Here is a 23,149-nt window from a genome sequence, read left to right on the forward strand (position 1 = left end):
CTCGCCCCGGTCCGGCTGCTGCCGGTGTGGGTGCGGTTGCGGTGCGGGGTGGAGCCCCGGCCGCTCGCCGCGCTCGCGGTCGTCCTGGCGCTGGCGGTCGCGGGCGCCGGCTGGTGGTTCTGGTCCGGCCGCCCGGAGCCCGTGCGGCCACCCGAACTGGTGCGGGCGGCCGTGCCCCTGGCGCCGGGCGGACCGGCCGCCGCGCCTCAACCCCCCTCGCCTTCCTCGCCTCCCGTCCTGGTCGACGTGGCCGGGAAGGTACGGCGGCCGGGCGTCGTGCGGTTGCCGGCCGGGTCCCGGGTGGCGGACGCCCTGCGCGCGGCCGGCGGGGTGCGCCCCGGCACCGGGCTCGCCGGGCTGAACCAGGCGCGGCTGCTCAGCGACGGTGAGCAGATCGTGGCGGGTGCCTCACCGCCGCCCGCAGGGCCGGTCGGCGCCGCGGGCCCGGCGGCCTCCGGCGGCGGGGGCACGGCCGGGGCGGCGCTCGCCCCCACCGGGCCGCTGAGCCTCAGCACCGCGTCGGTGGGCGAACTGGACACGCTCCCCGGCGTCGGCCCGGTGCTCGCCCAGCACATCGTGGACTACCGCACCGCGCACGGGAGTTTCCGTTCGGTGGACGAGCTGCGGGAGGTCGACGGCATCGGCGCCCGCCGGTTCGAGGATCTCCGGCCCCGGGTGCGCCCGTGACCACCACCCCGGCGACCGGTCCCCGCCGGCCGGGCCCGGCCGATGCGCACCGGTCGGGCCCGTCCGATCCGCGCCGGTCCGGCCCGGCCGATCTGCGCCTGGTGGGTCCCGCGCTGGCCGCCTGGGGAGGCGCCGCCCTCGCCCTGGGCGGTACGGGAGCCGGGACGGCCGTCGCGGTGGTGCTCTGCGTCGTGCTCGCCGCCGGGCTGCTGTTCCGCCCGGCAGCCGGCGGCGCGGGGCCCGGGCTCCCGGGCCGCCGAAAGCCGGGAGCCCGGCGGCGGAACGGGACGGCCCGCGCGGCGGTGCTGCTCTGCGCCGCCGCCGGGGCCGCCACGGCCGGGCTGCACACCGCCGAGCTGCGCCGGGGCCCGTTACCCGGGCTCGCCGGTGAGTTCGCGCGGGTGACCGTGGAGCTGACGCTCGCCTCCGACCCCCGGCTGCTCCGGCCCAGGGTGCGCGGCGCCCGACTGGGCCCGGGCTCGGTCGTCATGAACGCCGAGGCGGACCGGGTCATGGCGCGCGACGGGGCGGTGACCCGGGTGCGGTCGCCCGTGCTGGTGATGGTGCCGGCCGGGCCGGGCGCCCGGGACTGGCTGCGGCTGCTGCCCACCACCCGGCTGCGGCTGTCCGGACGGCTGGCCCCGCCCCGGGACCGGGCCGACCCGTTCGCCGCCGTCCTGCGGGCGGACGAGGCCGCGCCCCGGGTGCTGGCGCGGCCGACCGCCGTTCAGCGAGCGGCGGGCGCCCTCCGGGCCGGGCTGCGCACCGCCACCGACCGGCTCGCCCCGGACGCCCGTGCCCTGCTCCCCGGCCTGGTGGTGGGCGACACCTCCCGAGTGCCGCCCGACCTCCAGCAGGCCTTCGAAGCCACCGACCTCACCCACCTGCTCGCCGTCTCCGGCAGCAACCTCACCATCGTCCTCATCCTCCTCATCGGCCCACCCGGCAGGGCCTCGCTGGCCGAACGCGGCGGTCTGGCGCCCCGGCTGGGCATCCCGCTGCGGGCGACGGCGCTGCTCGGCGGGGTGCTCACCCTCGCCTTCGTCCTGGTCTGCCGGCCCGAGCCGAGCGTGCTGCGGGCGGCGGCCTGCGGGCTGATCACTCTGCTGGCGATCGGCACCGGTCGGCGCCGATCGCTGCTGCCCGCACTGGCCGGTGCGGTGCTGCTGCTGGTGCTCTACGATCCCTGGCTGGCCAGGAGTTACGGCTTTCTGCTCTCCGTGCTGGCGACCGGCGCCCTGCTGACCCTGGCCCCGGTGTGGGCTGCCGCGCTGCGCCGGCGCGGTGTGCCGGGCCGGCTCGCCGAGGCGCTGGCCGCCGCTGCCGCCGCCCAGGCGGTGTGCGCCCCGGTGGTGGCCGTCTTCGCCGCCCGGGTCAGCCTGGTCGCCATCCCCTGCAACCTGGTGGCGGAGCTGGCGGTGGCCCCGGCGACGGTGCTCGGGTTCGCCGTGCTCGCCCTGGCGCCCGTGGCGATACCGGCGGCCCGGCTGCTGGCCGAGTGCGCGGGCCTGCCGGCCGGCTGGATCGCCGCCGTCGCCCGGACCGGAGCCGCGCTGCCGGGCGCGGAGCTGGACTGGCCGGGCGGCTGGGGCGGCGGACTGCTGCTGGCCGTCCTCACCGGGGCCGCCGTGCTGCTGGTCCGGCTGCTCCGGCACCAGCCCTGGGCGGCCGGCCTCGGCGCGGCGCTCCTGCTGCTCGCGGTGGCGCGCCCCGCTCCGCTCACCCGGCTCGTCACCGGATGGCCGCCGCCCGGCTGGGTGTTCGCCATGTGCGACGTCGGGCAGGGGGATGCCACGGTGCTGGCGGCGGGTGCCGGGACCGGCGTCGTGGTGGACGCGGGCCCGGAGCCGCAGGCGGTCGACCGCTGCCTGCGCGACCTGGGCGTCAGCCGCGTACCGCTCCTGCTGCTCACCCACTTCCACGCCGACCATGTGGCCGGGCTGCCCGGGGTGCTGCGCGGCCGGTCGGTGGGCGCGATCCAGACGACCGGGCTCCAGGACCCGCCTGGCCAGGCCGGTTTCGTACGCCGGACGGCCGCCGGGGCCGGAATCCCGCTGCTCCCGGCCGTCCCGGGCGAGCGGCGCCGGCTGGGCCCGCTGCACTGGCGGGTCCTCTGGCCCGGACCACCGACCGGCCTGCCCCCGGAGGGCCCCAACGACGCCAGCGTCACCCTCCTCGTCCGCACCGGCGGCGGTCTCACCCTCCTCCTCCCCGGCGACCTCGAACCCCCCGCCCAGCGAGCGCTGCTGCGCGCCCACCCCGAGCTGCCCCCGGTGGATGTGCTCAAGGTCGCCCACCACGGCTCGGCCTACCAGGACCCCGCCCTGCTCGACCGGCTCCGCCCCCGTCTGGCCCTGGTCTCGGCCGGCCGGGACAACCCCTACGGTCACCCCTCGCCGCGCACCCTCACCACCCTCCGCGCCACCGGAGCCGCCGTCCTCCGCACCGACCGGAACGGCCCCATCGCCGTCACCGGCCCACCCACCCGCCTCCGCGCCCACCCGAGGACGGCCGGGTGAGCGGGCTCGGCAGGGAGGGGTCAGTTGTCGACGTGGGAGAGATGGGTGGCGTCGTAGCGGGGGCCGGCGATCTGCTCGGGTGGGGCGGCGGCCTCGATGGCGGTGAGGTCCTCGGGGGTCAGCTCGACGGTCAGGGCCACGAGGTTCTCCTCCAGGTTGCGCTGCCGCCGGGTGCCGGGGATGGGCACCACGTCGTCGCCCCGGTGCTGCACCCAGGCCAGGGCGAGTTGGCCGGTGGTGACGCCCTTGGCGGCGGCCGGCTCGGTCAGCCTGGCCACGATCGCCAGGTTCCGTTCGAGGTTGCCGTCGGCGAAGCGCGGCTGATTGCGCCGGATGTCGTTCTCGGCCAGCTTCTCGACCGAGCCGTACTGGCCGGTCAGGAAGCCGCGGCCGAGCGGGGAGAACGGCACCAGGCCGATGCCGAGCTCGCGGCAGACCGGGGCGATCTCCGCCTCCAGGTCGCGGGTCCAGAGCGACCACTCGCTCTGGAGCGCGGTGATCGGGTGCACCGCGTGGGCCCGCCGGATGGTGGGCGCACCGGCCTCGGAGAGTCCCAGGTGGCGGACCTTGCCGGCCCGCACCAGCTCGGCCATGGCGCCGACGGTCTCCTCGATCGGCACCCCAGGGTCCACCCGGTGCAGGTAGTAGAGGTCGATGTGGTCCACCCCGAGCCGGCGCAGCGACGCCTCGCACGCCTGGCGCACATAGGCGGCGTCGCCCCGGATGCGGGTGGGTTCGCCCAGCCGGTTGGCGAAGCCGAACTTCGTGGCCGGCACCACCTCGTCGCGCCGCCCCGCGACGGCCCGGCCGACCAGCTCCTCGTTGTGCCCCGCGCCGTAGAAGTCGGCGGTGTCCAGCAGGGTCACCCCGAGATCGAGGGCGCGGTGCAGGGTCGCGATCGACTGGGCGTCGTCGGCGGCGCCGTAGGCGTGGCTCATGCCCATGCATCCGAGACCCTGTGCCGAGACGGCCAGCTCGCCCAGGTGCCGGGTGGGAACGTCGCTCATCGTGCTGCCTCCTGACACTGGATCACGTGATCGGGACGCTAGGGGTTGGAGTGCGCTCCAAGTCAACCCCCGGCCCCCGGTGAGCCGAGGGCGGAGGCCCGGTGCGCTCCCGGCCGCCCGGGGCGGGGCGGTGAACCGGGGTTGGGGAGAATGGGGCGGTGAGCGATGTGAGACATGTACTCGTGCTGCCCGACCGCGATGCCGCCGAGGAGGCCGCGGAGGCGCTGGGGGACCGCTTCGGGATCGCCGAGGAGCCCCAGCTCGTGCGGGACGCGCTGGCCGGGGAGGACGACGCCGAGGACGCCCAGTGGCTGGTGGTCGTGGAGGACCCGCGGGGCACGCTGGCCGCCGCCGAGCTGGACGCGTTCGCGGCCGAGTGGGACGGCTGGCGCGAGGAGCAGTAGGCCGGGGGCGAATCGGTACGAACCCGAGGCCGGGCCGTACCGGTGCCCCACCTCCGGGCCGTACGGCTCCGGGCCCGTACCCCGCCGACCCGGGTGGCCGGGCCCGTACCCCCGCCGGCTCCGGTGTCCGGGCCCGTACGGACCTCGCCCGGCTCGTACGGCTCGGCCCGCCCGGGCCGTACCGGTGCCGCGCCTCCGGGCCGTACGGCGGCCGGGGTGTCGGTGGCGCGTGGGATGCTGGTGGGCGATGGCCAGCAACAAGAAATCGACCGACGACCCCCTCTCCGCCGTCACCCTCGCGGTCGGCCAGGAGGACCTGCTCCTCGACCGCGCGGTGCGGGAGGTGGTGGTGGCCGCCCGGGCGGCCGACGCCGACACCGATGTCCGCGACCTCACCGCCGACCAGCTCCAGCCCGGCGGCCTGGCGGAGCTGACCAGCCCCTCGCTCTTCGCCGAGCGCAAGGTGCTGGTCGTGCGGAACGCCCAGGACCTCTCCGCCGAGACGGTCAAGGAGATCAAGGCGTACCTCGCCGCCCCGGTCGAGGAGATCAGCCTGGTCCTGCTCCACCCGGGCGGCGCCAAGGGCAAGGGGCTGCTCGACGCGGCCCGCAAGGCGGGGGCCCGGGAGGTGGCCTGCCCCAAGGCCACCAAGCCGGCCGAGCGGCTCACCTTCGTACGCGGCGAGTTCCGCGCCCTGGGCCGGTCCGCCACCCCCGAGGCCTGCCAGGCGCTGGTCGACGCGATCGGCAGCGATCTGCGGGAGCTGGCGAGCGCGGTCTCGCAGCTCACCGCCGATGTGGAGGGCACCATCGACGAGGAGGTCGTGGGCCGCTACTACACCGGCCGCGCCGAGGCGTCGAGCTTCAATGTCGCGGACCGGGCGGTGGAGGGCCGGGCCGCCGAGGCCCTGGAGGCGCTCCGCTGGTCGCTCTCCACGGGCGTGGCCCCCGTCATGATCACCAGCGCCCTGGCGCAGGGCGTCCGGGCGATCGGCAAGCTCTCCTCGGCGCGCGGCGGCCGGCCCGCCGACCTCGCCCGTGAACTGGGCATGCCGCCCTGGAAGATCGACCGGGTGCGTCAGCAGATGCGCGGCTGGACCCCGGACGGGGTGGCCCTGGCCCTGCGGGCGGTCGCGGAGGCCGACGCCGGGGTCAAGGGCGGCGGGGACGACCCCGAGTACGCCCTGGAGAAGGCCGTCGTCACCATCGCCCGCGCGGCCCGCCTCCGCCGCTGAAGCCCGCCACTCCGGGAAGCTTCCGATCCCGGCCATTCCGGGAGCCCCCCGGACCCGCCACCGGAAGCCCCCGCAGGCCCACGGGAAGCCCCGGGCCCCCGGGCACGCCGGAGGCCCCGGGCTCGTCCTGGGGAAGGACGGGCCCGGGGCCTCCGGGTCACGAAGTGGTGCGCCGCACCCGCGTGGCGAACGCAGGCCGCGTGCGGCGCGGGAGTGCCGGCCGGGAGCGGATGAGAGGGCCCGCTTGATCCCTTCCGGCGATCACATCAGAGCTCAGCCCTGGAGGGAGGCAACCTTGGAGGCCAGCGCCGACTTCTTGTTGGCGGCGGCGTTCTTGTGGATGACACCCTTCGAGACGGCCTTGTCGAGCTTGCGGGACGCCTCGCGAGCGGCCACGGTGGCCTTCTCGGCGTCACCGGCGGCGACAGCCTCACGGGCCTTGCGGATCGCGGTCTTGAGCGACGACTTGACGGCCTTGTTGCGCAGGCGCGCCTTCTCGTTGGTCTTGTTCCGCTTGATCTGGGACTTGATGTTCGCCACGAAAGAGCCTTTTCAGGTTCGTAAGGATTTTCTCGGTGCGTGCCCCGCCGCTGAGAGGGCCACGAGACACAGCCGTCCACGGTAGCAGCCGTTCTCCCGGCGGCCCAAACCGATCGCAGGTCGCCGTCCGTGGGACCATGGAGGCTGCGTACCCCTGTCGCCCCTGTCGCCGTATTCCCATCGCTGTCCGACCGACCCGAGCAGAGACGCCCGGCGCCTCAAGAATCAGGACCCCGCGTGCCCGCGATCCCTACCCACGTGCCCGAGCCGAGCCGTACCGACCCGGCGCTGATCCGCAACTTCTGCATCATCGCGCACATCGACCACGGCAAGTCGACGCTTGCCGACCGGATGCTCCAGCTGACCGGTGTGGTCGAGCAGCGGCAGATGCGCGCGCAGTACCTCGACCGCATGGACATCGAGCGCGAACGCGGCATCACGATCAAGTCGCAGGCGGTGCGGCTGCCGTGGGCCCCCACCGCGGGGCCGGCCCAGGGCAGCACGCACATCCTGAACATGATCGACACCCCCGGGCACGTCGACTTCACCTACGAGGTCTCCCGGTCCCTGGCCGCGTGTGAGGGCACCGTCCTGCTGGTGGACGCCGCCCAGGGCATCGAGGCGCAGACCCTCGCCAACCTCTACCTGGCGATGGAGAACGACCTCACCATCGTCCCGGTGCTCAACAAGATCGACCTGCCCGCCGCCCAGCCGGAGAAGTTCTCCGAGGAGCTCGCCAACCTCATCGGCTGCCAGCCGGAGGACGTGCTGAAGGTCTCCGCCAAGACCGGCATGGGCGTGGAGGCGCTGCTCGACCGGGTGGTCCGGGACGTTCCGGCGCCGGTCGGTGTCGCCGACGCCCCGGCCCGCGCGATGATCTTCGACTCGGTGTACGACTCCTACCGCGGCGTGGTCACCTACGTCCGGGTGGTCGACGGCAAGCTCAACAAGCGCGAGCGCATCCGGATGATGTCCACCGGCGCCACCCACGAGCTGCTGGAGATCGGCACCAACTCGCCCGAGATGCTGGCCGCCGACGGGCTGGGCGTCGGTGAGGTCGGTTATCTGATCACCGGGGTGAAGGACGTCCGCCAGTCCAAGGTCGGTGACACCATCACCGTCCAGACCAAGGGCGCCACCGAGCCGCTCGGCGGCTACAAGGACCCCAAGCCCATGGTGTTCTCCGGGCTCTATCCGCTGGACGGCTCGGACTACCCCGAGCTGCGGGAGGCGCTGGACAAGCTCCAGCTCAACGACGCCGCCCTGGTCTACGAGCCGGAGACCTCCGCCGCCCTCGGCTTCGGCTTCCGCGTCGGCTTCCTGGGGCTGCTGCACCTGGACGTGATCCGGGAGCGGCTGGAGCGCGAGTTCGGGCTCGACCTGATCGCCACCGCGCCCAACGTGGTCTACCGGGTGACCATGGAGGACGGCGCCGAGCACACCGTCACCAACCCGAGCGAGTTCCCCGAGGGCAAGATCGAGGCCGTCCACGAGCCCGTGGTGCGCGCCACGATCCTGGCGCCCAGCGAGTTCATCGGCTCGATCATGGAGCTGTGCCAGACCCGGCGCGGCACCCTGCTCGGCATGGACTACCTCTCCGAGGACCGGGTGGAGATCCGCTACACCCTGCCGCTCGCGGAGATCGTCTTCGACTTCTTCGACCAGCTGAAGTCCAAGACCCGCGGGTACGCCTCGCTGGACTACGAGCCCACCGGCGAGCAGGCGTCCAGCCTGGTCAAGGTGGACATCCTGCTGCACGGCGACAAGGTGGACGCGTTCTCCGCGATCACCCACAAGGATCAGGCGTACGCCTACGGGGTCCGGCTCGTCGCCAAGCTGAGGGAGCTGATCCCCCGGCAGGCGTTCGAGGTGCCGGTGCAGGCCGCCATCGGCTCCCGGGTGATCGCCCGCGAGACCATCCGCGCCATCCGCAAGGACGTGCTCGCCAAGTGCTACGGCGGCGACATCTCCCGTAAGCGGAAGCTGCTGGAGAAGCAGAAGGAAGGCAAGAAGCGGATGAAGATGGTCGGCTCGGTGGAGGTGCCCCAGGAGGCCTTCATCGCGGTGCTGTCCAGCGACGACTCCGCCACGGGGAAGAAGAAGTAGGAAGCGGTACGACTCCGCTCCGCGTCCCGAGCGCCCGCCCCCTGGTTTCCGGGGGCGGGCGCTTCCGCGTTCCGGTGCGGGCGGGCCGCCGCGATGCCCCGGGCCCCGGGCCGCCGCCCTGACCCGGGCCCCGCCCTGCCCCGGGCCGCCGCCGGGAGAGCGGGGCCGCCGTCGTGCAGGCGGGCGGCCGGGCACGCCACCGACCGCCGCCCGGCCGCCACCCCGCCCCGGGCGACCGCCGTTATGAAGCGGGTATGAAGCGCCGGGCGGCAGACCCTTACGTGACGGACGCGGGCGCCTTAATCTGAAGCCGCTCGATGGTTACTCGCCAGTTAAGCAATCCAGGCATCAGGCACTCGTACAGCCCTAGCCCTGTCCAGCCGCAGGCCGGGCCCGGAGGACGTCGTGAGCGACACCCAGACCATGATCGAGAACCGGCCGCCGTCCGTGGCGGCCCTCTTCCTTGAGCGCGTGGCGAAGACTCCCGACGCGGAGGCGTACCGCAGCCCGGTGCCGCCTCCCTCCGGCCAGGGCCCCGACGAGTGGCGGTCGCTCAGCTGGCGGCAGGCCGCCGAGCGGGTGGACGCCATCGCCGCCGGGCTCATCGACCTCGGCGTGCGGCCGGAGGAGCGGGTGGCGCTCGCCTCGGGCACCCGGGTGGAGTGGATTCTCGCGGACCTCGGGGTGATGTGCGCGGGCGCCGCCACCACGACGGTCTACCCGCAGACCAACGCCGAGGAGTCCGCGTACATCCTGGCCGACTCGGAGAGCCGGGTCCTGATCGCGGAGGACGCCGTCCAGCTCGCCAAGGCCCGGGAGCGGCGGGCGGAGCTGCCCCGGCTCGCCCATGTCGTGGTCGTCGACCCCGACGGGGCCGCGCCCGCCCCCGGCGACCCGGAGGGCTGGGTGCTCTCCCTCGCGGACCTGGAGAAGCGCGGCCGGGCGCGTCTGGAGCAGCACCCGGAGAGCGTGCGCGAGCGGGTGGCCGCGATCACCGGCGACCAGCTGGCGACCCTGATCTACACCTCCGGCACCACCGGCCGCCCCAAGGGGGTACGGCTGCCGCACGACTGCTGGTCGTACATGGCCAAGGCCATCGCCGCCACCGAGCTGGTCACGCCGGAGGACGTGCAGTACCTCTGGCTGCCGCTCGCCCATGTCTTCGGCAAGGTGCTCATCTCCGGGCAGATCGAGGTCGGCCATGTCACCGCCGTGGACGGCCGGGTGGACAGGATCATCGAGAATCTGCCGGTGGTCCGGCCGACCTACATGGCCGCCGTGCCCCGGATCTTCGAGAAGGTCTACAACGGGGTCGCCGCCAAGGCCCGGGCCGGCGGCGCGGCCAAGTACAAGATCTTCCAGTGGGCGGCCGGTGTCGCCCGCGAGTACGCCAAGGTCACCCAGGACAACTTCCGCCGCACCGGCCGGGCCACCGCCCCCTTCGGCCTCACCGCCCGGCACAAGGCCGCCGACGCCCTGGTCTACGCGAAGCTGCGTGAGGCGTTCGGCGGCCGGCTGCGGGCCGCCGTCTCCGGCTCGGCCGCGCTCGCCCCGGAGATCGGCTACTTCTTCTCCGGCGCCGGTATCCACATCCTGGAGGGATACGGCCTCACCGAGTCCAGTGCTGCCTCCTTCGTCAACCCCGGCGAGGCGTACCGCACCGGCACCGTCGGCAAGCCGCTGCCCGGCACCGAGGTGCGGATCGCGGACGACGGCGAGGTCCTGCTGCGCGGCCCCGGCATCATGGCGGGTTACCACGGGTTGCCCGAGCAGACCGCCGCGGTGCTGGAGCCGGACGGCTGGCTGCACACCGGCGACATCGGGGAGCTGTCGGTCGACGGCTACCTCCGGATCACCGACCGCAAGAAGGACCTGATCAAGACCTCCGGCGGCAAGTACATCGCGCCCGCCGAGGTGGAGGGGCAGTTCAAGGCGGTCTGCCCGTTCGTCTCCAACATCCTGGTCCACGGCGCCGACCGGAACTTCTGTACGGCGCTGATCGCGCTCGACGAGCCCGCCCTGCTCGACTGGGCCGCCGAGCACGGCCTCGGCGGCCGCCCGTACGCCGAGCTGGTCTCCACGCCCGAGGTGACCGAGCTGGTGCAGGGGTACGTGGACCGGCTCAACCAGGGCCTCCAGCGGTGGCAGACCATCAAGAAGTTCCGGCTGCTCCCGCGCGACCTGGACATCGAGCACGGTGAGCTGACGCCGAGCCTCAAGCTGAAGCGGCCGGTGGTGGAGCGGACATACCAGGACCTCATCGAGGACATGTACGCGGGCAGCCGGGAGAGCTGAGGCCCCGGCCGCCGGGACCCCGGGCGGTACGGGACCCCCGGAGGCCCCGGGCGCTCGTACGGGCCGCCCCGGCCGGTGCGGAGGCGCCGGTTCCGCCCGGAAGCGTCGATTCCGGCTCGGCCGCCCCGCAGCGCCCCCACCCCACCGGAACGACCGGTTCCGGACGGCCGTACCGGGCATCCCGGGCGCCGGGGTGCCCGGTTCGGGTGGTGGGGGCGCACCACGGCTCGGACCGGGCGCCATTTTGTGCCACACTTCGGTGACTCGACGCTTATGCGCGGGCTCGGTCTGTCACTCTGATCGGTGTTCAGACCGGAGCCGACGAGGAGCCATACGTGGGGCCCTTTCCGACCCAGCGGGAGACCAGCGGCCTTCCGCCCCAGCTCCCGCCGCCGGGCCACGCAGTGACGCGGACCAGCCTGGCCGGCAATCCGCTGGCGCCCGCCGCCGGGCGGCGGTTCGTCCGCACCGCGCTCGCGGACTGGTCCGGCGCCGGGCTGCCCGCCGCCGCGCTGCTCGGGCAGCGGGTCGCGGACGATCTGATCCTGGTCGTGGACGAGCTGGTCACCAACGCCGTGGTGCACGCCGGGACCACCGTCGAACTGCTGCTGCGCCTGGAGGAGCCGGCCGAGGACCGGCCCGCCGCCGTGGTCCTGGAGGTCTCCGACCACCACCCGACCCGGCCGCTCCAGTCCACCCGGCCCGGTTCGGGCGCCGGCGAGGACGGCATGGAGGAATACGGTCGCGGGCTCCAGCTCGTCGCCGCCCTCGCCGAGTGCTGGGGGATCACCTACCGCTCCGGCCTCAAGACCGTCTGGGCCCGGCTGCCGCTGGACGACTGGGAGACCGGCACCCTGGTCACCGGCTCGGGACCGGGCGCCGGGGAGCCCGCCGCCGAACCGGCCGTACGGCGCGGACTGCGGGCGGCCGGCATCCTCGCCCCGGTGCCCCGCCCGGCCGCCCGCGACGAGCGGGAGTGGATCGACCGGGGCGCCCCGTCGTTCCTGGCCGAGGCGTCCGACCTGCTCGCCGGGCAGCTGGACGAGGACATGGTCGCCGCCCTGGCCGGTCAGCTCCTGGTGCCCCGGCTCGGTGACTGGTGCGCCTTCTGGCTGGAGGGCTGCGACGGCGGCGAACCGCGCCTCGCCCGGGTCTGGCACGCCGACGAATCGGCGCTGGAGCGGCTCCGCGCCGTACTGGAGAAGGAGCCGCCCCGGCTCACCGAGGCGGCCGGCACCGCGCCCGTGCGGCTGGCCTGGCCCGAGGCGGCGGGGGAGGGCAGCGCGCTGGCCTACCGGCTGGTCGCGGGCGGCCAGGCGTACGGCACCCTGCTGCTCGGCCACCGGACGCCCTGCCGCGTCCCGGAGCGGGTCACCGCCCTGGTCGAGGACTTCGCCCGCCGGGTGGCGCTGGCCATCGGAGCGGCCCGCCGCTACACCCGCCAGGCCACCATCAGCCGGGTGCTCCAGCGGGGCCTGCTCCCCAGCCGGGTGGCCCGCATCCCGGGCGTGGAGAGCTGCGTGGTCTACGAGCCCAGCGACGAGGGGCTGGCCGGCGGCGACTTCTACGACGTCTTCCAGTCCGGCGCGGGCGCCCCCGGGGCCCCGGCCCGCTGGTGCTTCATGCTCGGGGACGTCCAGGGCAGCGGCCCCGAGGCGGCCGTGGTCACCGGGCTTGCCCGGCCCTGGCTGCGGCTGCTCGCCCGCGAGGGCCACCCGGTCGGCCATGTCCTGGAGCGGCTCAACCGGCTGCTCCTGGACGAGTCCATGGAGGCGGCCGAGGCGGCGGCCCTGGTGGTCGCGGCGGCGGGCGGCCAGGAACCGCTGGCGCCGGTCCAGCCCCGGTTCCTCTCGCTGCTGTACGGCGAGCTCCAGCCGCTCGGCCCGGAGGAGGGCGGCGGCGCCCGCTGCACCCTCGCCTGCGCCGGCCACCCGCTGCCGCTGCTGCTCCGCCCGGACGGCACGGTCACCCAGGCCGCCTCGCCGCAGCTGCTGCTGGGCGTGGTGGACGACGTCCGCTTCCAGAGCCAGAGCTTCCGGCTCGCCCCCGGCGACACGCTGCTCTGCGTCACCGACGGGGTGACCGAGCGCCGCGCGCCGTCCGGCCGGATGTTCGACGACGGCGACGGCCTGGCCCGCGCCCTGGCGGAGTGCGCCGGACTGCCCGCCCGGGACGTGGGCGACCGGCTCCGCCAGGCCGTGCACTCCTTCGGCGAGACCCCGGTCCGTGACGACCTGGCCCTCCTGGTCCTCCAGGCCCGCTGACCGCCGCGCCAGGGGGGCGTACGCGGCGGTGGTCACCCCGGTACGGCCCCGGCCCGTCCCAGCTTCCGGCCCGCCCGGCCCCGGCCCGTCCCGGGGCCGGAGAAGCTTCCGCGCCGGTGCCGGACAATGGACGGTATGCCTTCCGTACTGCCCGACGGCGAACCCATGCCCGAGGACGGCGCGCTCCCCGCGTCCGCCCTGCTCGGGGCCGGGGACCGGCCGCTCGGGTTCTATCTGCACGTCCCGTACTGCGCGTCCCGCTGCGGCTACTGCGACTTCAACACCTACACCGCCACCGAGCTGCGCGGTTCCGGCGGCGTGCTCGCCTCCCGGGACAACTACGCGGACACCCTGGCCGAGGAGGTCCGGCTCGCCCGCAAGGTGCTGGGCGACGACCCCCGGCCGGTGCGGACCCTCTTCGTCGGCGGCGGTACGCCCACCCTGCTGGCCGCCGCCGATCTCGTACGGATGCTGGACGCCGTACGCCAGGAGTTCGGGTTCGCCCCGGACGCCGAGATCACCACCGAGGCCAACCCCGAGTCGGTGGACCCGGCCTATCTGGCCGAGCTGCGGGCGGGCGGCTTCAACCGGATCTCCTTCGGGATGCAGAGCGCCCGGCAGCACGTGCTGAAGGTGCTCGACCGGACCCATACCCCCGGCCGGCCCGAGGCGTGCGTGGCCGAGGCCCGGGCGGCCGGCTTCGACCATGTGAACCTGGACCTGATCTACGGCACCCCCGGTGAGAGCGACGACGACTGGCGGGCCTCGCTGGCGGCGGCGATCGGCGCGGGCCCGGACCACGTCTCGGCGTACGCCCTGATCGTGGAGGACGGCACCGGCCTGGCCCGCCGCATCCGGCGCGGCGAGGTGCCGATGACCGACGACGATGTGCACGCCGACCGCTATCTGATCGCGGACGAGACCCTGGCCGCGGCCGGTTTCGACTGGTACGAGGTCTCCAACTGGGCCACCACCGAGGCCGGCCGCTGCCTCCACAACGAGCTGTACTGGCGCGGCGCCGACTGGTGGGGCGCCGGGCCCGGCGCGCACAGCCATGTCGGCGGGGTCCGCTGGTGGAACGTGAAGCACCCGGGCGCCTACGCCGCCGCGCTGGCCCAGGGCCGTTCACCGGGCGCCGGGCGCGAGTTGCTGGCCGACGAGGACCGGCGCGTCGAGCGGATCCTGCTGGAGCTGCGGCTCCGCGACGGCTGCCCGCTGTCGCTGCTGCGCGAGACCGGCCGCGCGGCGGCCGACCGGGCGGTCCGGGACGGCCTGCTGGACCCCGCCCCGTACGCCGCAGGCCGCGCCGTCCTCACCCTGCGCGGCCGACTGCTCGCCGACGCGGTCGTCCGGGACCTGGTCGACTAGGACCGGTCCGGCCGGGCGGGTCCTGATCGACCGGGGCGGGGCCCGGCGATCGGGAGCCCCGGTGCCCGCGCTCCGGGGAGGCGAGGAGGAGACTGGCCGCGCAAGTGGACCGCCGCACCCGGTGGCCCGTCGGCCCGCCACGGAAGAGCGTGACATGACCGTCACCTGGCGTAGCGCGGTCTCCTACGCGCTGATCGTCGTCATCGGATCCTGGATGACCGGAGCCGTGGTCGATCTCGCCTGGTCGGCGGCTGCGGGCGACCTCGGATCCTGGGTGTCGCTCCGGGTCGCCAACCCTCTGGCCCACGTGTTCCTGGCCGCGGCGACGCTCACCCTCATCCTGACGCGCCGGTGCGCCGCTCCTCTGCCGGTGTGGCGTATCCGGTTGATCGACGGAGGCGCCTACCTGCTGGTTCTGCTGCTGTGGGCCGGCCTCGCCGCCTGGTGGGAGGGAGCCGCCGTGCCGGTCGACGACGCGTTCGTCACGGCGGGATTCGCCCTGCTCACCCTCCAGTTGCCGGCCGCGTGGCTGCTGAGCTTCTGGCGTTCCCGGCACCTCCGCGTGGTCCTGGCCCGGGACGGCGGCGACCCGACGGGAGCCCGGCCGGCCGACCGGTGACCGGGCCCCCGGGGCTGCTGTCAGGAAGCCTCCGGTGCCGTCACATGGTCGATCAGCTCCTCGACCCGGCCCAGCAGTGCCGGTTCCAGGTCCTTGTAGGAGTGGACCTTCGAGAGGATGTGCTGCCAGGCGGCGCCGGTGTTCTCGGGCCAGCCGAGGGCGCGGCAGACGCCGGTCTTCCAGTCCTGGCCGCGCGGCACCGACGGCCAGGCCGGGATGCCGACCGAGGCGGGCTTCACGGCCTCCCAGATGTCGATGTACGGGTGGCCCACCACCAGGGTGTGCGCGTCGGTGACCCGGGCGGCGATCCGGGACTCCTTGGAGCCGGGCACCAGATGGTCCACCAGCACCCCGAGCCGGGCGTCCGGGCCCGGGCCGAACTCCCGCACGATGGCCGGGAGGTCGTCCACGCCCTCCAGGTACTCCACCACCACGCCCTCGACGCGCAGGTCGTCGCCCCAGACCCGCTCCACCAGCTCGGCGTCGTGGCGGCCCTCCACATAGATGCGCCCGGCCCGGGCCACCCGCGCCCGGGCTCCCGGGACGGCCACCGAGCCGGAGGCGGTCCGGGTGGGGCGTACCGGAGCGGCGGCGGCCGGGCGGACCAGGGTCACCGGCCGGCCCTCCAGCAGGAAGCCGCGCGGGGTCAGCGGGAACACCCGGTGCTTGCCGAACCGGTCCTCCAGGGTCACCGTGCCCGCCTCGCAGCCGACCACCGCCCCGCAGAAGCCGGTGCCGGCCTCCTCGACCACCAGGTCCGGGTCGGCGGGCACCTCGGGCACCGGGGCCGGACGCTTCCAGGAGGGGGTGAGATCAGGGTCGTAAGCGCGCATTCGCCAGACGCTACGGCATGGCCACCGGCCCGCCCCGCCCCGAACCGCCGGACCCGCGCCCGGTGTTGCCGCCCCCACACCGGCGCTCCCGCACCGGCCGGACACCCGCACCGGCCGGGCCCGCGCCGACCGGGCCCCCACACCGGCGCCCCCGCGCCGGCCGGACACCCGCGCCGGCTGGGCCCCCGCGCCGGCTGGGCTCCCGCACCGGCCGGCGTCCGCGCACCGGCGACGTCCGCGCACCGGCCGGACCCGCGGCGACTGGCCCCCGGCCGCTCACCCCGTCCCGAACCGCCGGGCCAGCGCGTCCCGCTGGGCCCGGACGAAGGCGGCGTCCACCACCGCCCCGTGGCCCGGGACGTACCGTGCCTCCGGGCCGCCCAGGGTGAGCAGCCGGTCCAGCGCCGCCGGCCAGCGCGCCGGGACCGCGTCCGGGCCCGCCTGCGGATCGCCCGACTCCTCCACCAGGTCCCCGCAGAACACCACGGCCGGCGCCCCGGCCGCTCCCGGCACCAGGACCGCCAGGTCGTGCCCGGTGTGCCCGGCGCCCAGCGCGACCAGCACCACCCGCCGGCCGCCCAGGTCGAGCGCCAGCTCGTCCCGTACCGGCCGGTCGGGCACCACCAGCGCGGCCACCGCCGCCTCCGCCTCCGCCGGGTGCACGCCGTGCCGTACCGCGTCCGCCCGCAGCTCCGCCCGGCCCCCGTCCAGCACCCGGCCGGCGCCCTCGGCGGCGTACACCCCGACCGCGCCCCCGCCGAGGAACGCGGACGTGCCCAGCACATGGTCGAAGTGCGGATGACTCAGTGCGACATGCGTCACGCTCCGGCCGCCGCCCAGCAGCCGCCGGGTCTGCTCCGCCACCTCCGCGCCCTGTGCCGGGGTGGCCCCGGTGTCCAGCAGCAGCGCCCCCGCCGACCCCGCCACCAGCCCTGTCGTGGCGTCCCAGCCGGGCAGCCGGCGCCGGCCCACCCCCTCGGCCAGCCGCTCCCAGCCGGCCTTCTCCCAGTCCACAGCCATGCGCCCGACGGTAGCCGCCGGGCCCGCGACCGGGGACGACCGGCACCGCCGCGCGGTACCGTGGTCGGCCGCCCTTGCCCACCGCGCACCCCGGCGCCGTACACTTACCGGGATTGCCTGGCACTCCGACACCGTGAGTGCCAGCGACGGCAGGGAAGACGGCCGGGAACCGGAGCCAGCTGGAGGTGCGCGCGTGCTCAGTGAACGCAGACTCGAAGTCCTGCGCGCGATCGTCCAGGACTATGTCGGCACCGAGGAGCCGGTCGGCTCCAAGGCGCTCACCGAGCGCCACCGCCTCGGCGTCTCGCCGGCCACGGTGCGCAACGACATGGCGGTGCTGGAGGAGGAGGGGTACATCGCCCAGCCCCACACCAGCGCCGGCCGCATCCCCACCGACAAGGGCTACCGGCTCTTCGTCGACAAGCTCGCCGGGGTCAAGCCGCTCTCCTCGCCGGAGCGCCGCGCCATCCAGAACTTCCTGGTCGGCGCGGTCGATCTGGACGACGTGGTGGGGCGGACGGTCCGGCTGCTGGCGCAGCTGACCCGGCAGGTGGCGGTGGTGCAGTACCCGTCGCTGACCCGGTCGACCGTGCGCCATGTGGAGCTGCTGTCGCTGGCCCCGGCCCGGCTGATGCTGGTGCTGATCACCGACACCGGCCGGGTCGAGCAGCGGATGGTCGACTGCCCGGCCCCGATCGGCGAGACGGCCGTGGCCGACCTCCGGGCGCGGCTCAACAGCCGGGTCGCCGGGCGCCGGTTCGCGGACGTCCCGCCGCTGGTGCAGGATCTCCCCGACTCCTTCGACGCGGAGGACCGGGGTACGGTCTCCATGGTGCTGGCGACGCTGCTCGAAACCCTGGTCGAGGAGACCGAGGAGCGGCTGATGATCGGCGGCACCGCCAACCTCACCCGCTTCGGGCACGACTTCCCCCTCACCATCCGGCCCGTGCTGGAGGCGCTGGAGGAGCAGGTCGTGCTGCTGAAGCTGCTGGGCGAGGCCACGGACTCGGCCATGACCGTGCGCATCGGGCACGAGAACGCCCACGAGGGACTCAACTCCACGTCCGTCGTCGCGGTCGGTTACGGTTCGGGCGAAGAGGCGGTCGCCAAACTCGGCGTGGTCGGACCGACCCGCATGGACTACCCCGGAACGATGGGAGCGGTACGCGCAGTGGCACGTTACGTCGGACAGATCCTGGCGGAGTCGTAAGTGGCCACGGACTACTACGCCGTACTCGGCGTGCGCCGCGACGCGTCCCAGGACGAGATCAAGAAGGCCTTCCGCCGGCTGGCGCGTGAGCTCCACCCGGACGTGAACCCGGATCCGAAGACGCAGGAGCGCTTCAAGGAGATCAACGCCGCCTACGAGGTGCTGTCGGACCCGCAGAAGAAGCAGGTCTACGACCTCGGCGGCGACCCGCTCTCCAGCGCGGGCGGCGGTGGCGCGGGCGGCTTCGGCGCCGGCGGCTTCGGGAACTTCAGCGACATCATGGACGCCTTCTTCGGTACGGCGTCCCAGCGCGGCCCCCGGTCCCGCACCCGGCGCGGCCAGGACGCGATGATCCGGCTGGAGATCACGCTCGACGAGGCGGCCTTCGGCACCACCAAGGACATCCAGGTCGACACCGCCGTCGTCTGCACCACCTGCTCCGGCGAGGGCGCCGCCCCCGGCACCTCCGCGCAGACCTGTGACATGTGCCGGGGCCGCGGCGAGGTCTCGCAGGTCACCCGGTCCTTCCTGGGCCAGGTCATGACCTCGCGCCCCTGCCCGCAGTGCCAGGGCTTCGGCACCATCGTGCCGACCCCCTGCCCCGAGTGCGCGGGCGACGGCCGGGTGCGCTCCCGCCGCACCCTCACGGTCAAGATCCCGGCCGGTGTGGACAACGGCACCCGCATCCAGCTCGCCGGCGAGGGCGAGGTCGGCCCCGGCGGCGGTCCGGCCGGCGACCTCTATGTGGAGATCCACGAGCTGCCCCACTCGGTCTTCCAGCGGCGCGGCGACGATCTGCACTGCACGGTGACCATCCCCATGACGGCGGGCGCGCTCGGCACCAAGGTGCCGCTGGAGACGCTCGACGGCGTGGAGGAGGTGGACATCCGCCCCGGCACCCAGTCCGGCCAGTCGATCCCGCTGCACGGGCGCGGTGTCACCCACCTGCGCGGCGGCGGGCGCGGCGACCTGATCGTGCATGTCGAGGTGCTCACGCCGGCCAAGCTCGACGCCGAGCAGGAGCGGCTGCTGCGCGAACTGGCCAAGCTGCGCGGCGAGGAGCGGCCGACCGGCCAGTTCCAGCCGGGCCAGCAGGGACTGTTCTCCCGGCTGAAGGACGCCTTCAACGGCCGCTGAGCGCCGCCCGGTTCGTCCTGCTCCCAACACGCTGACGGCCGTCGCCCCTCCCGGGCGGCGGCCGTCGCCGTGCCGCCCGGCCCGCCACGGGCACACCGCCGCGCGTACGGCGCCGCTCCCGCGACTCCCGTACGCGTACGGCTCCGGCTCCGTGACTCCCGTACGCGTACGGCTCCGCTCCCGTACGCGTACGGCCCCTCCCTCGGGTGCGTACGGCCCTGCTCCCGTACGCGTACGGCCCTCCCTCGGGTGCGTACGGCTCCGGGTGCGTACGTCCCGGCTCAGGCGCGTACGTCCCCGGCCTCCGGGTATCCGGACGCGGGTAGGGGCGCGGCCCCGGAGCGTGACACCATGCGTGCATGTCATCCGCCCCGTCGCCCACCTCGCTGACCGATCTCTGGCGCCATCCGATCGTCCAGGCCCCGATGGCGGGCGGTGCCTCCTGCCCGGGGCTCGCCGCCGCCGTCTCCGAGGCCGGCGGGCTCGGCTTCCTGGCCGCCGGTTACAAGACGGCCGACAGCATGTACGAGGAGATCAAGCAGGTCCGCGCCCTCACCTCCCGGCCGTTCGGCGTCAACCTGTTCATGCCGGGGTCCGGGCCCGCCGACCCGGCCGCCGTCGCGGTCTACCGGGACCAGCTCGCGGGCGAGGCCACCTGGTACGACACCCCGCTCGGCGACCCCGAGTCGGGCCGGGACGACGGCTATGAGGCCAAGCTCGCCATCCTGCTGGACGACCCGGTCCCGGTGGTCTCCTTCACCTTCGGCTGCCCCGACCGGGACACCCTGGACGCCTTCGCCCGGGCCGGCACCTGCACCGTCGTCACCGTCACCTCGGCGGACGAGGCGCGGGACGCCCAGTGGGCGGGCGCCGACGCGGTCTGTGTGCAGGGCACCGAGGCCGGCGGCCACCAGGGCACCCACCGGGACGACCCGGAGGCCGACGGCGCGTGCGGCGGCACCGGACTGCTCGCGCTGGTCACCCTGGTCCGGGAGACCGTGCCGCTGCCGATCGTGGCGGCCGGCGGGCTGATGCGCGGCAGCCAGATCGCCGCCGTCCTCGCGGCGGGGGCCGACGCCGCCCAGCTCGGCACCGCGTTCCTGGTCTGTCCCGAGTCCGGCGCCCACGCGCTGCACAAGCAGGCCATGACCAGCCCGATGTTCGTCCGCACCGAGCTGACCCGGGCCTTCTCCGGCCGCCCCGCCCGGGGGCTGGTCAACCGGTTCATCCGCGAGCACGGCCCGTACGCCCCCGCCGCCTATCCCGAGGTGCACCATCTGACTTCCGGGCTCCGCAAGGCCGCCGCGGCGGCGGGCGACCCGCAGGCGATGGCGCTCTGGGCCGGCCAGGGCCACCGGCTCGCCCGGGAACTGCCCGCCGCCCGGCTGGTGTCGGTGCTGGCCGGGGAACTCGACGCCGTCGCCGGTGCGTCCGGCGCCCGGGGAGCCGCCTCGTGACCGCGCCCGTCTTCGTCGTGGACCGGGTGACCCCCGGCACCCTCACCCTGGACGGCCCCGAGGGACGGCACGCCGTCTCGGTGAAGCGGCTCCGGGTCGGCGAGGAGATCGTCCTCACCGACGGCGCCGGCACCGGGGCGTACGGCACGGTCGCCGCCGTCGAGGGCAAGGACCGGCTGGAGGTCACGGTGGCCGAGGTCCGGGAGGAGCCCGCGCCCGAGCCCCGGATCACCGTCGTCCAGGCCCTGCCCAAGGGCGACCGGGGCGAACTGGCCGTCGAGACCATGACCGAGACCGGGGTGGACGCCGTCGTGCCCTGGACCGCCGCCCGCTGCATCACCCAGTGGAAGGGCGACCGGGGCCTCAAGGCGCTCGCCAAGTGGCGGGCCACCGCCCGGGAGGCGGGCAAGCAGTCCCGCCGGCTGCGCTTCCCCGAGGTGGCCGACCCGGCCTCCACCCGGCAGGTCGCGGAGCTGCTGGCCGGGGCCGACTTCGCCGCCGTCCTCCACGAGGAGGGCGCCGAACCGCTCGCCACCGCCGCCCTCCCGGCCACCGGCCACCTGGTCCTGGTGGTGGGGCCCGAGGGGGGCGTCTCGCCCGAGGAGCTGGCCGTCTTCGCGGCGGCGGGCGCGGGCCCGTACCGGCTGGGCCGCAGCGTGCTGCGCACCTCCACCGCCGGTACCGCCGCCACCGCCCTGCTGCTGGGCCGCACCGGCCGCTGGTCCTGAAGCCGGGGGCGCGGTCCGAGGGCGGTGGCCGGGGGCCCGGTCCGGAGCCCGGGACCTGGTTCGGATTCCGGGGCCCGGTCCGGATTCCGGGCCCGGGGCCCCGAGGGCAGGTCCGGAGCCCGGGGCCCGGTCCGGATTCCTGGTCCGGAGCTCGGGGGCAGGTGTGGGGCCCGAGCCCCGGCTCAGGCCCGGGCCCGGGGGAGCCGGGGCCCGGGATGGCTGTCGGCGTCCGTCGATAGAGTGCCTCCGTACGGATCTTCACACGCGTGTCTCCACCACCGGGCACCCCCGCACCACGCCCACCGCGCACCGCACCACGCGCACGGCGTACCGCGCACCGTCGTCGCGGGTGCCCGGCCCGGAGGCGCGGAGAGCCGGATACCCGGACAGGAGACCTGGAGAAAGGACCCGAGCATGGCCGGAGAGCCGCAGAGCGACTGCCTGTTCTGCAAAATCGTGGCGGGGGACATCCCGGCCACGATCGTCCGCGAGAGCGCGACCACCGTCGCCTTCCGCGACATCAATCCGCAGGCCCCCACCCATGTCCTGGTGATCCCGCGCGCCCACCACGCCGACGCGGTCAGCCTGGCGACCGAGGCGCCGGAGCTCACCGCCGACCTGCTCCGCGAGGCCGGCGAGGTCGCCGCCCAGGAGCACGTCGCCGCCGGTGGGTACCGCATCGTCCTCAACACCGGTGCGGGCGCCGGGCAGACCGTCTTTCATGTGCACGCCCATGTGCTGGGCGGCCGTGACCTGACCTGGCCCCCCGGGTAGTCCGGCGTGTCGGTTCGCGAACTCGTCGTGCTGGGCACCGCCAGCCAGGTGCCCACCCGCCACCGCAATCACAACGGCTATCTGCTCCGCTGGGACGGCGAGGGCATCCTCTTCGACCCCGGCGAGGGCACCCAGCGGCAGATGCTGCGCGCGGGCGTGGCGGCGCACGACATCAACCGGATCTGCGTCACCCACTTCCACGGCGACCACTCCCTGGGCCTCCCCGGGGTGATCCAGCGCATCAACCTGGATCAGGTGCCCCACCCGGTCAGCGCCCACTACCCGGCGAGCGGGCAGCGGTTCTTCGACCGGCTGCGGTATGCCACGGCCTATCGCGAGACGGTCCGGCTGGCCGAGGAACCGGTCGCCGCCGACGGCGTGTTCGCCACCACCCCGGCGTACACGCTGGAGGCGCGCCGGCTCTCCCACCCGGTCGAGTCCTTCGGCTACCGGCTGATCGAGCCGGACGGCCACCGGATGCTGCCCGAGCGGCTGGCCGCCGCCGGGATCAGCGGCCCGGACGTGGGCCGCATCCAGCGGGAGGGCGAGCTGCGCGGGGTCCGGCTGGCGGAGGTCAGCGAGGTCCGGCGCGGCCAGCGGTTCGCCTTCGTCATGGACACCCGGCTCTGCGCGGGCGTCCATGCCCTGGCCGAGGGATGCGACCTGCTGGTCATCGAGTCCACCTTCACCGACGAGGACGCCCGGCTCGCCGCCGACCACGGCCATCTGACGGCGGGGCAGGCGGCGGCCGTGGCCCGGGACGCCGGGGTGCGGCGGCTGGTGCTCACCCACTTCTCCCAGCGGTACGGCGATCCCTCGGTCTTCGAGCGGCAGGCCCGCGCCGCCGGGTTCGAGGGCGAGCTGACCATCGCCCAGGACCTGATCCGCGTCCCGGTCCCCAAACGCTGAGGCCCCCACCGGACCCCGGACACCCGAACGCCGAGGCT

General features: G+C 75.0%; 19 protein-coding genes. 15 read left to right on the forward strand and 4 right to left on the reverse strand.

The genetic code is table 11. The features are described from left to right. The first annotated feature begins 48 nt into the window (after positions 1 to 48). Entirely contained in the window at positions 49 to 687 is a 639-nt protein-coding gene (locus NX801_RS21305) for a ComEA family DNA-binding protein (protein WP_309505869.1), read from the forward strand. After that, on the forward strand, positions 684 to 3,206 hold the full coding sequence (locus tag NX801_RS21310) for a ComEC/Rec2 family competence protein (protein ID WP_258789413.1): 2,523 nt from the start codon (positions 684 to 686) through the stop codon (positions 3,204 to 3,206). The genes NX801_RS21305 and NX801_RS21310 overlap by 4 nt, the downstream gene beginning before the upstream one ends. A 20-nt stretch (positions 3,207 to 3,226) precedes the next feature. On the opposite strand, the gene NX801_RS21315 is transcribed toward NX801_RS21310, so the two are convergent. Beyond that, entirely contained in the window at positions 3,227 to 4,213 is a 987-nt protein-coding gene (locus NX801_RS21315; protein ID WP_258789414.1) for an aldo/keto reductase, read from the reverse strand. 158 nt (positions 4,214 to 4,371) lie between these two features. Here NX801_RS21315 and NX801_RS21320 point away from each other — a divergent pair, with 158 nt between their 5' ends. Then, the gene (locus tag NX801_RS21320; protein ID WP_258789415.1) at positions 4,372 to 4,617 is read left to right on the forward strand and encodes a hypothetical protein; all 246 of its coding nucleotides are present in this window, start codon (positions 4,372 to 4,374) and stop codon (positions 4,615 to 4,617) included. 247 nt (positions 4,618 to 4,864) lie between these two features. After that, positions 4,865 to 5,851 carry a DNA polymerase III subunit delta gene (holA, locus tag NX801_RS21325; protein WP_258789416.1) on the forward strand — a complete coding sequence of 329 codons (987 nt, stop codon included), beginning with the start codon at positions 4,865 to 4,867 and terminating at the stop codon, positions 5,849 to 5,851. Between the two features lie 273 nt (positions 5,852 to 6,124). Here the strand turns inward: holA and rpsT are convergent, their stop codons facing one another. Further along, positions 6,125 to 6,391 carry a 30S ribosomal protein S20 gene (gene rpsT, locus NX801_RS21330; protein WP_258789417.1) on the reverse strand — a complete coding sequence of 89 codons (267 nt, stop codon included), beginning with the start codon at positions 6,389 to 6,391 and terminating at the stop codon, positions 6,125 to 6,127. Between the two features lie 237 nt (positions 6,392 to 6,628). Between rpsT and lepA the strand changes: the two genes are divergently transcribed. From lepA to NX801_RS21355, 5 genes are all read left to right on the forward strand, one after another. Continuing rightward, the gene (gene lepA, locus NX801_RS21335; RefSeq protein ID WP_258789418.1) at positions 6,629 to 8,497 is read left to right on the forward strand and encodes a translation elongation factor 4; all 1,869 of its coding nucleotides are present in this window, start codon (positions 6,629 to 6,631) and stop codon (positions 8,495 to 8,497) included. 405 nt (positions 8,498 to 8,902) lie between these two features. Continuing rightward, complete coding sequence (locus NX801_RS21340) at positions 8,903 to 10,792, forward strand: AMP-dependent synthetase/ligase (RefSeq protein WP_258789419.1); 1,890 nt, start codon at positions 8,903 to 8,905, stop codon at positions 10,790 to 10,792. 335 nt (positions 10,793 to 11,127) lie between these two features. After that, positions 11,128 to 13,056: a SpoIIE family protein phosphatase gene (locus NX801_RS21345; protein WP_428986191.1), complete on the forward strand. Its 1,929-nt coding sequence runs from the start codon at positions 11,128 to 11,130 to the stop codon at positions 13,054 to 13,056. 135 nt (positions 13,057 to 13,191) lie between these two features. After that, the gene (hemW, locus tag NX801_RS21350; RefSeq protein WP_258789420.1) at positions 13,192 to 14,424 is read left to right on the forward strand and encodes a radical SAM family heme chaperone HemW; all 1,233 of its coding nucleotides are present in this window, start codon (positions 13,192 to 13,194) and stop codon (positions 14,422 to 14,424) included. Positions 14,425 to 14,578: 154 nt separating this feature from the next. After that, complete coding sequence (locus NX801_RS21355; RefSeq protein ID WP_258789421.1) at positions 14,579 to 15,043, forward strand: hypothetical protein; 465 nt, start codon at positions 14,579 to 14,581, stop codon at positions 15,041 to 15,043. A 20-nt stretch (positions 15,044 to 15,063) separates the two neighbouring features. Here the strand turns inward: NX801_RS21355 and NX801_RS21360 are convergent, their stop codons facing one another. Together NX801_RS21360 and NX801_RS21365 are read right to left on the reverse strand one after the other, a co-directional pair. Then, positions 15,064 to 15,876 (reverse strand): DUF3097 domain-containing protein, encoded by an 813-nt coding sequence (locus NX801_RS21360; protein ID WP_258789422.1) that lies wholly within the window; start codon positions 15,874 to 15,876, stop codon positions 15,064 to 15,066. A gap of 276 nt (positions 15,877 to 16,152) precedes the next feature. Next, positions 16,153 to 16,896 carry an MBL fold metallo-hydrolase gene (locus tag NX801_RS21365; RefSeq protein WP_258789423.1) on the reverse strand — a complete coding sequence of 248 codons (744 nt, stop codon included), beginning with the start codon at positions 16,894 to 16,896 and terminating at the stop codon, positions 16,153 to 16,155. Between the two features lie 193 nt (positions 16,897 to 17,089). Here NX801_RS21365 and hrcA point away from each other — a divergent pair, with 193 nt between their 5' ends. The 6 genes from hrcA (at position 17,090) to NX801_RS21395 (ending at position 23,111) form a co-directional block, all read left to right on the forward strand. Continuing rightward, complete coding sequence (gene hrcA / locus NX801_RS21370; RefSeq protein ID WP_258789424.1) at positions 17,090 to 18,106, forward strand: heat-inducible transcriptional repressor HrcA; 1,017 nt, start codon at positions 17,090 to 17,092, stop codon at positions 18,104 to 18,106. Then, complete coding sequence (dnaJ, locus tag NX801_RS21375) at positions 18,107 to 19,243, forward strand: molecular chaperone DnaJ (RefSeq protein ID WP_258789425.1); 1,137 nt, start codon at positions 18,107 to 18,109, stop codon at positions 19,241 to 19,243. It begins immediately after the preceding gene. A gap of 359 nt (positions 19,244 to 19,602) precedes the next feature. Continuing rightward, positions 19,603 to 20,700, forward strand: coding sequence for a nitronate monooxygenase (locus NX801_RS21380; protein WP_258789426.1), 1,098 nt, complete (start codon positions 19,603 to 19,605; stop codon positions 20,698 to 20,700). Then, positions 20,697 to 21,428 (forward strand): 16S rRNA (uracil(1498)-N(3))-methyltransferase, encoded by a 732-nt coding sequence (locus NX801_RS21385; protein ID WP_258789427.1) that lies wholly within the window; start codon positions 20,697 to 20,699, stop codon positions 21,426 to 21,428. Before NX801_RS21380 ends, NX801_RS21385 begins: the two co-directional genes overlap by 4 nt. Before the next feature lie 414 nt (positions 21,429 to 21,842). Continuing rightward, a complete protein-coding gene (locus NX801_RS21390; RefSeq protein ID WP_258789428.1) occupies positions 21,843 to 22,202 on the forward strand; it encodes a histidine triad nucleotide-binding protein in 360 nt (119 codons plus the stop codon). A gap of 6 nt (positions 22,203 to 22,208) precedes the next feature. Beyond that, complete coding sequence (locus NX801_RS21395) at positions 22,209 to 23,111, forward strand: ribonuclease Z (RefSeq protein WP_258789429.1); 903 nt, start codon at positions 22,209 to 22,211, stop codon at positions 23,109 to 23,111. The last annotated feature ends 38 nt before the right edge of the window (positions 23,112 to 23,149 follow it).

It is taken from the genome of Streptomyces pyxinae (assembly GCF_024756275.1).
Lineage (GTDB): Bacteria > Actinomycetota > Actinomycetes > Streptomycetales > Streptomycetaceae > Streptomyces > Streptomyces pyxinae.

Coding starts and splice junctions, on each gene's coding strand:
- holA (WP_258789416.1), top strand. CDS start 4,865: ATGGCCAGCAACAAGAAATCGACCGACGACCCCCTCTCCGCCGTCACC.
- NX801_RS21355 (WP_258789421.1), top strand. CDS start 14,579: ATGACCGTCACCTGGCGTAGCGCGGTCTCCTACGCGCTGATCGTCGTC.
- NX801_RS21315 (WP_258789414.1), bottom strand. CDS start 4,213: ATGAGCGACGTTCCCACCCGGCACCTGGGCGAGCTGGCCGTCTCGGCA.
- NX801_RS21380 (WP_258789426.1), top strand. CDS start 19,603: ATGTCATCCGCCCCGTCGCCCACCTCGCTGACCGATCTCTGGCGCCAT.
- NX801_RS21390 (WP_258789428.1), top strand. CDS start 21,843: ATGGCCGGAGAGCCGCAGAGCGACTGCCTGTTCTGCAAAATCGTGGCG.
- NX801_RS21360 (WP_258789422.1), bottom strand. CDS start 15,876: ATGCGCGCTTACGACCCTGATCTCACCCCCTCCTGGAAGCGTCCGGCC.
- NX801_RS21365 (WP_258789423.1), bottom strand. CDS start 16,896: ATGGCTGTGGACTGGGAGAAGGCCGGCTGGGAGCGGCTGGCCGAGGGG.
- hemW (WP_258789420.1), top strand. CDS start 13,192: ATGCCTTCCGTACTGCCCGACGGCGAACCCATGCCCGAGGACGGCGCG.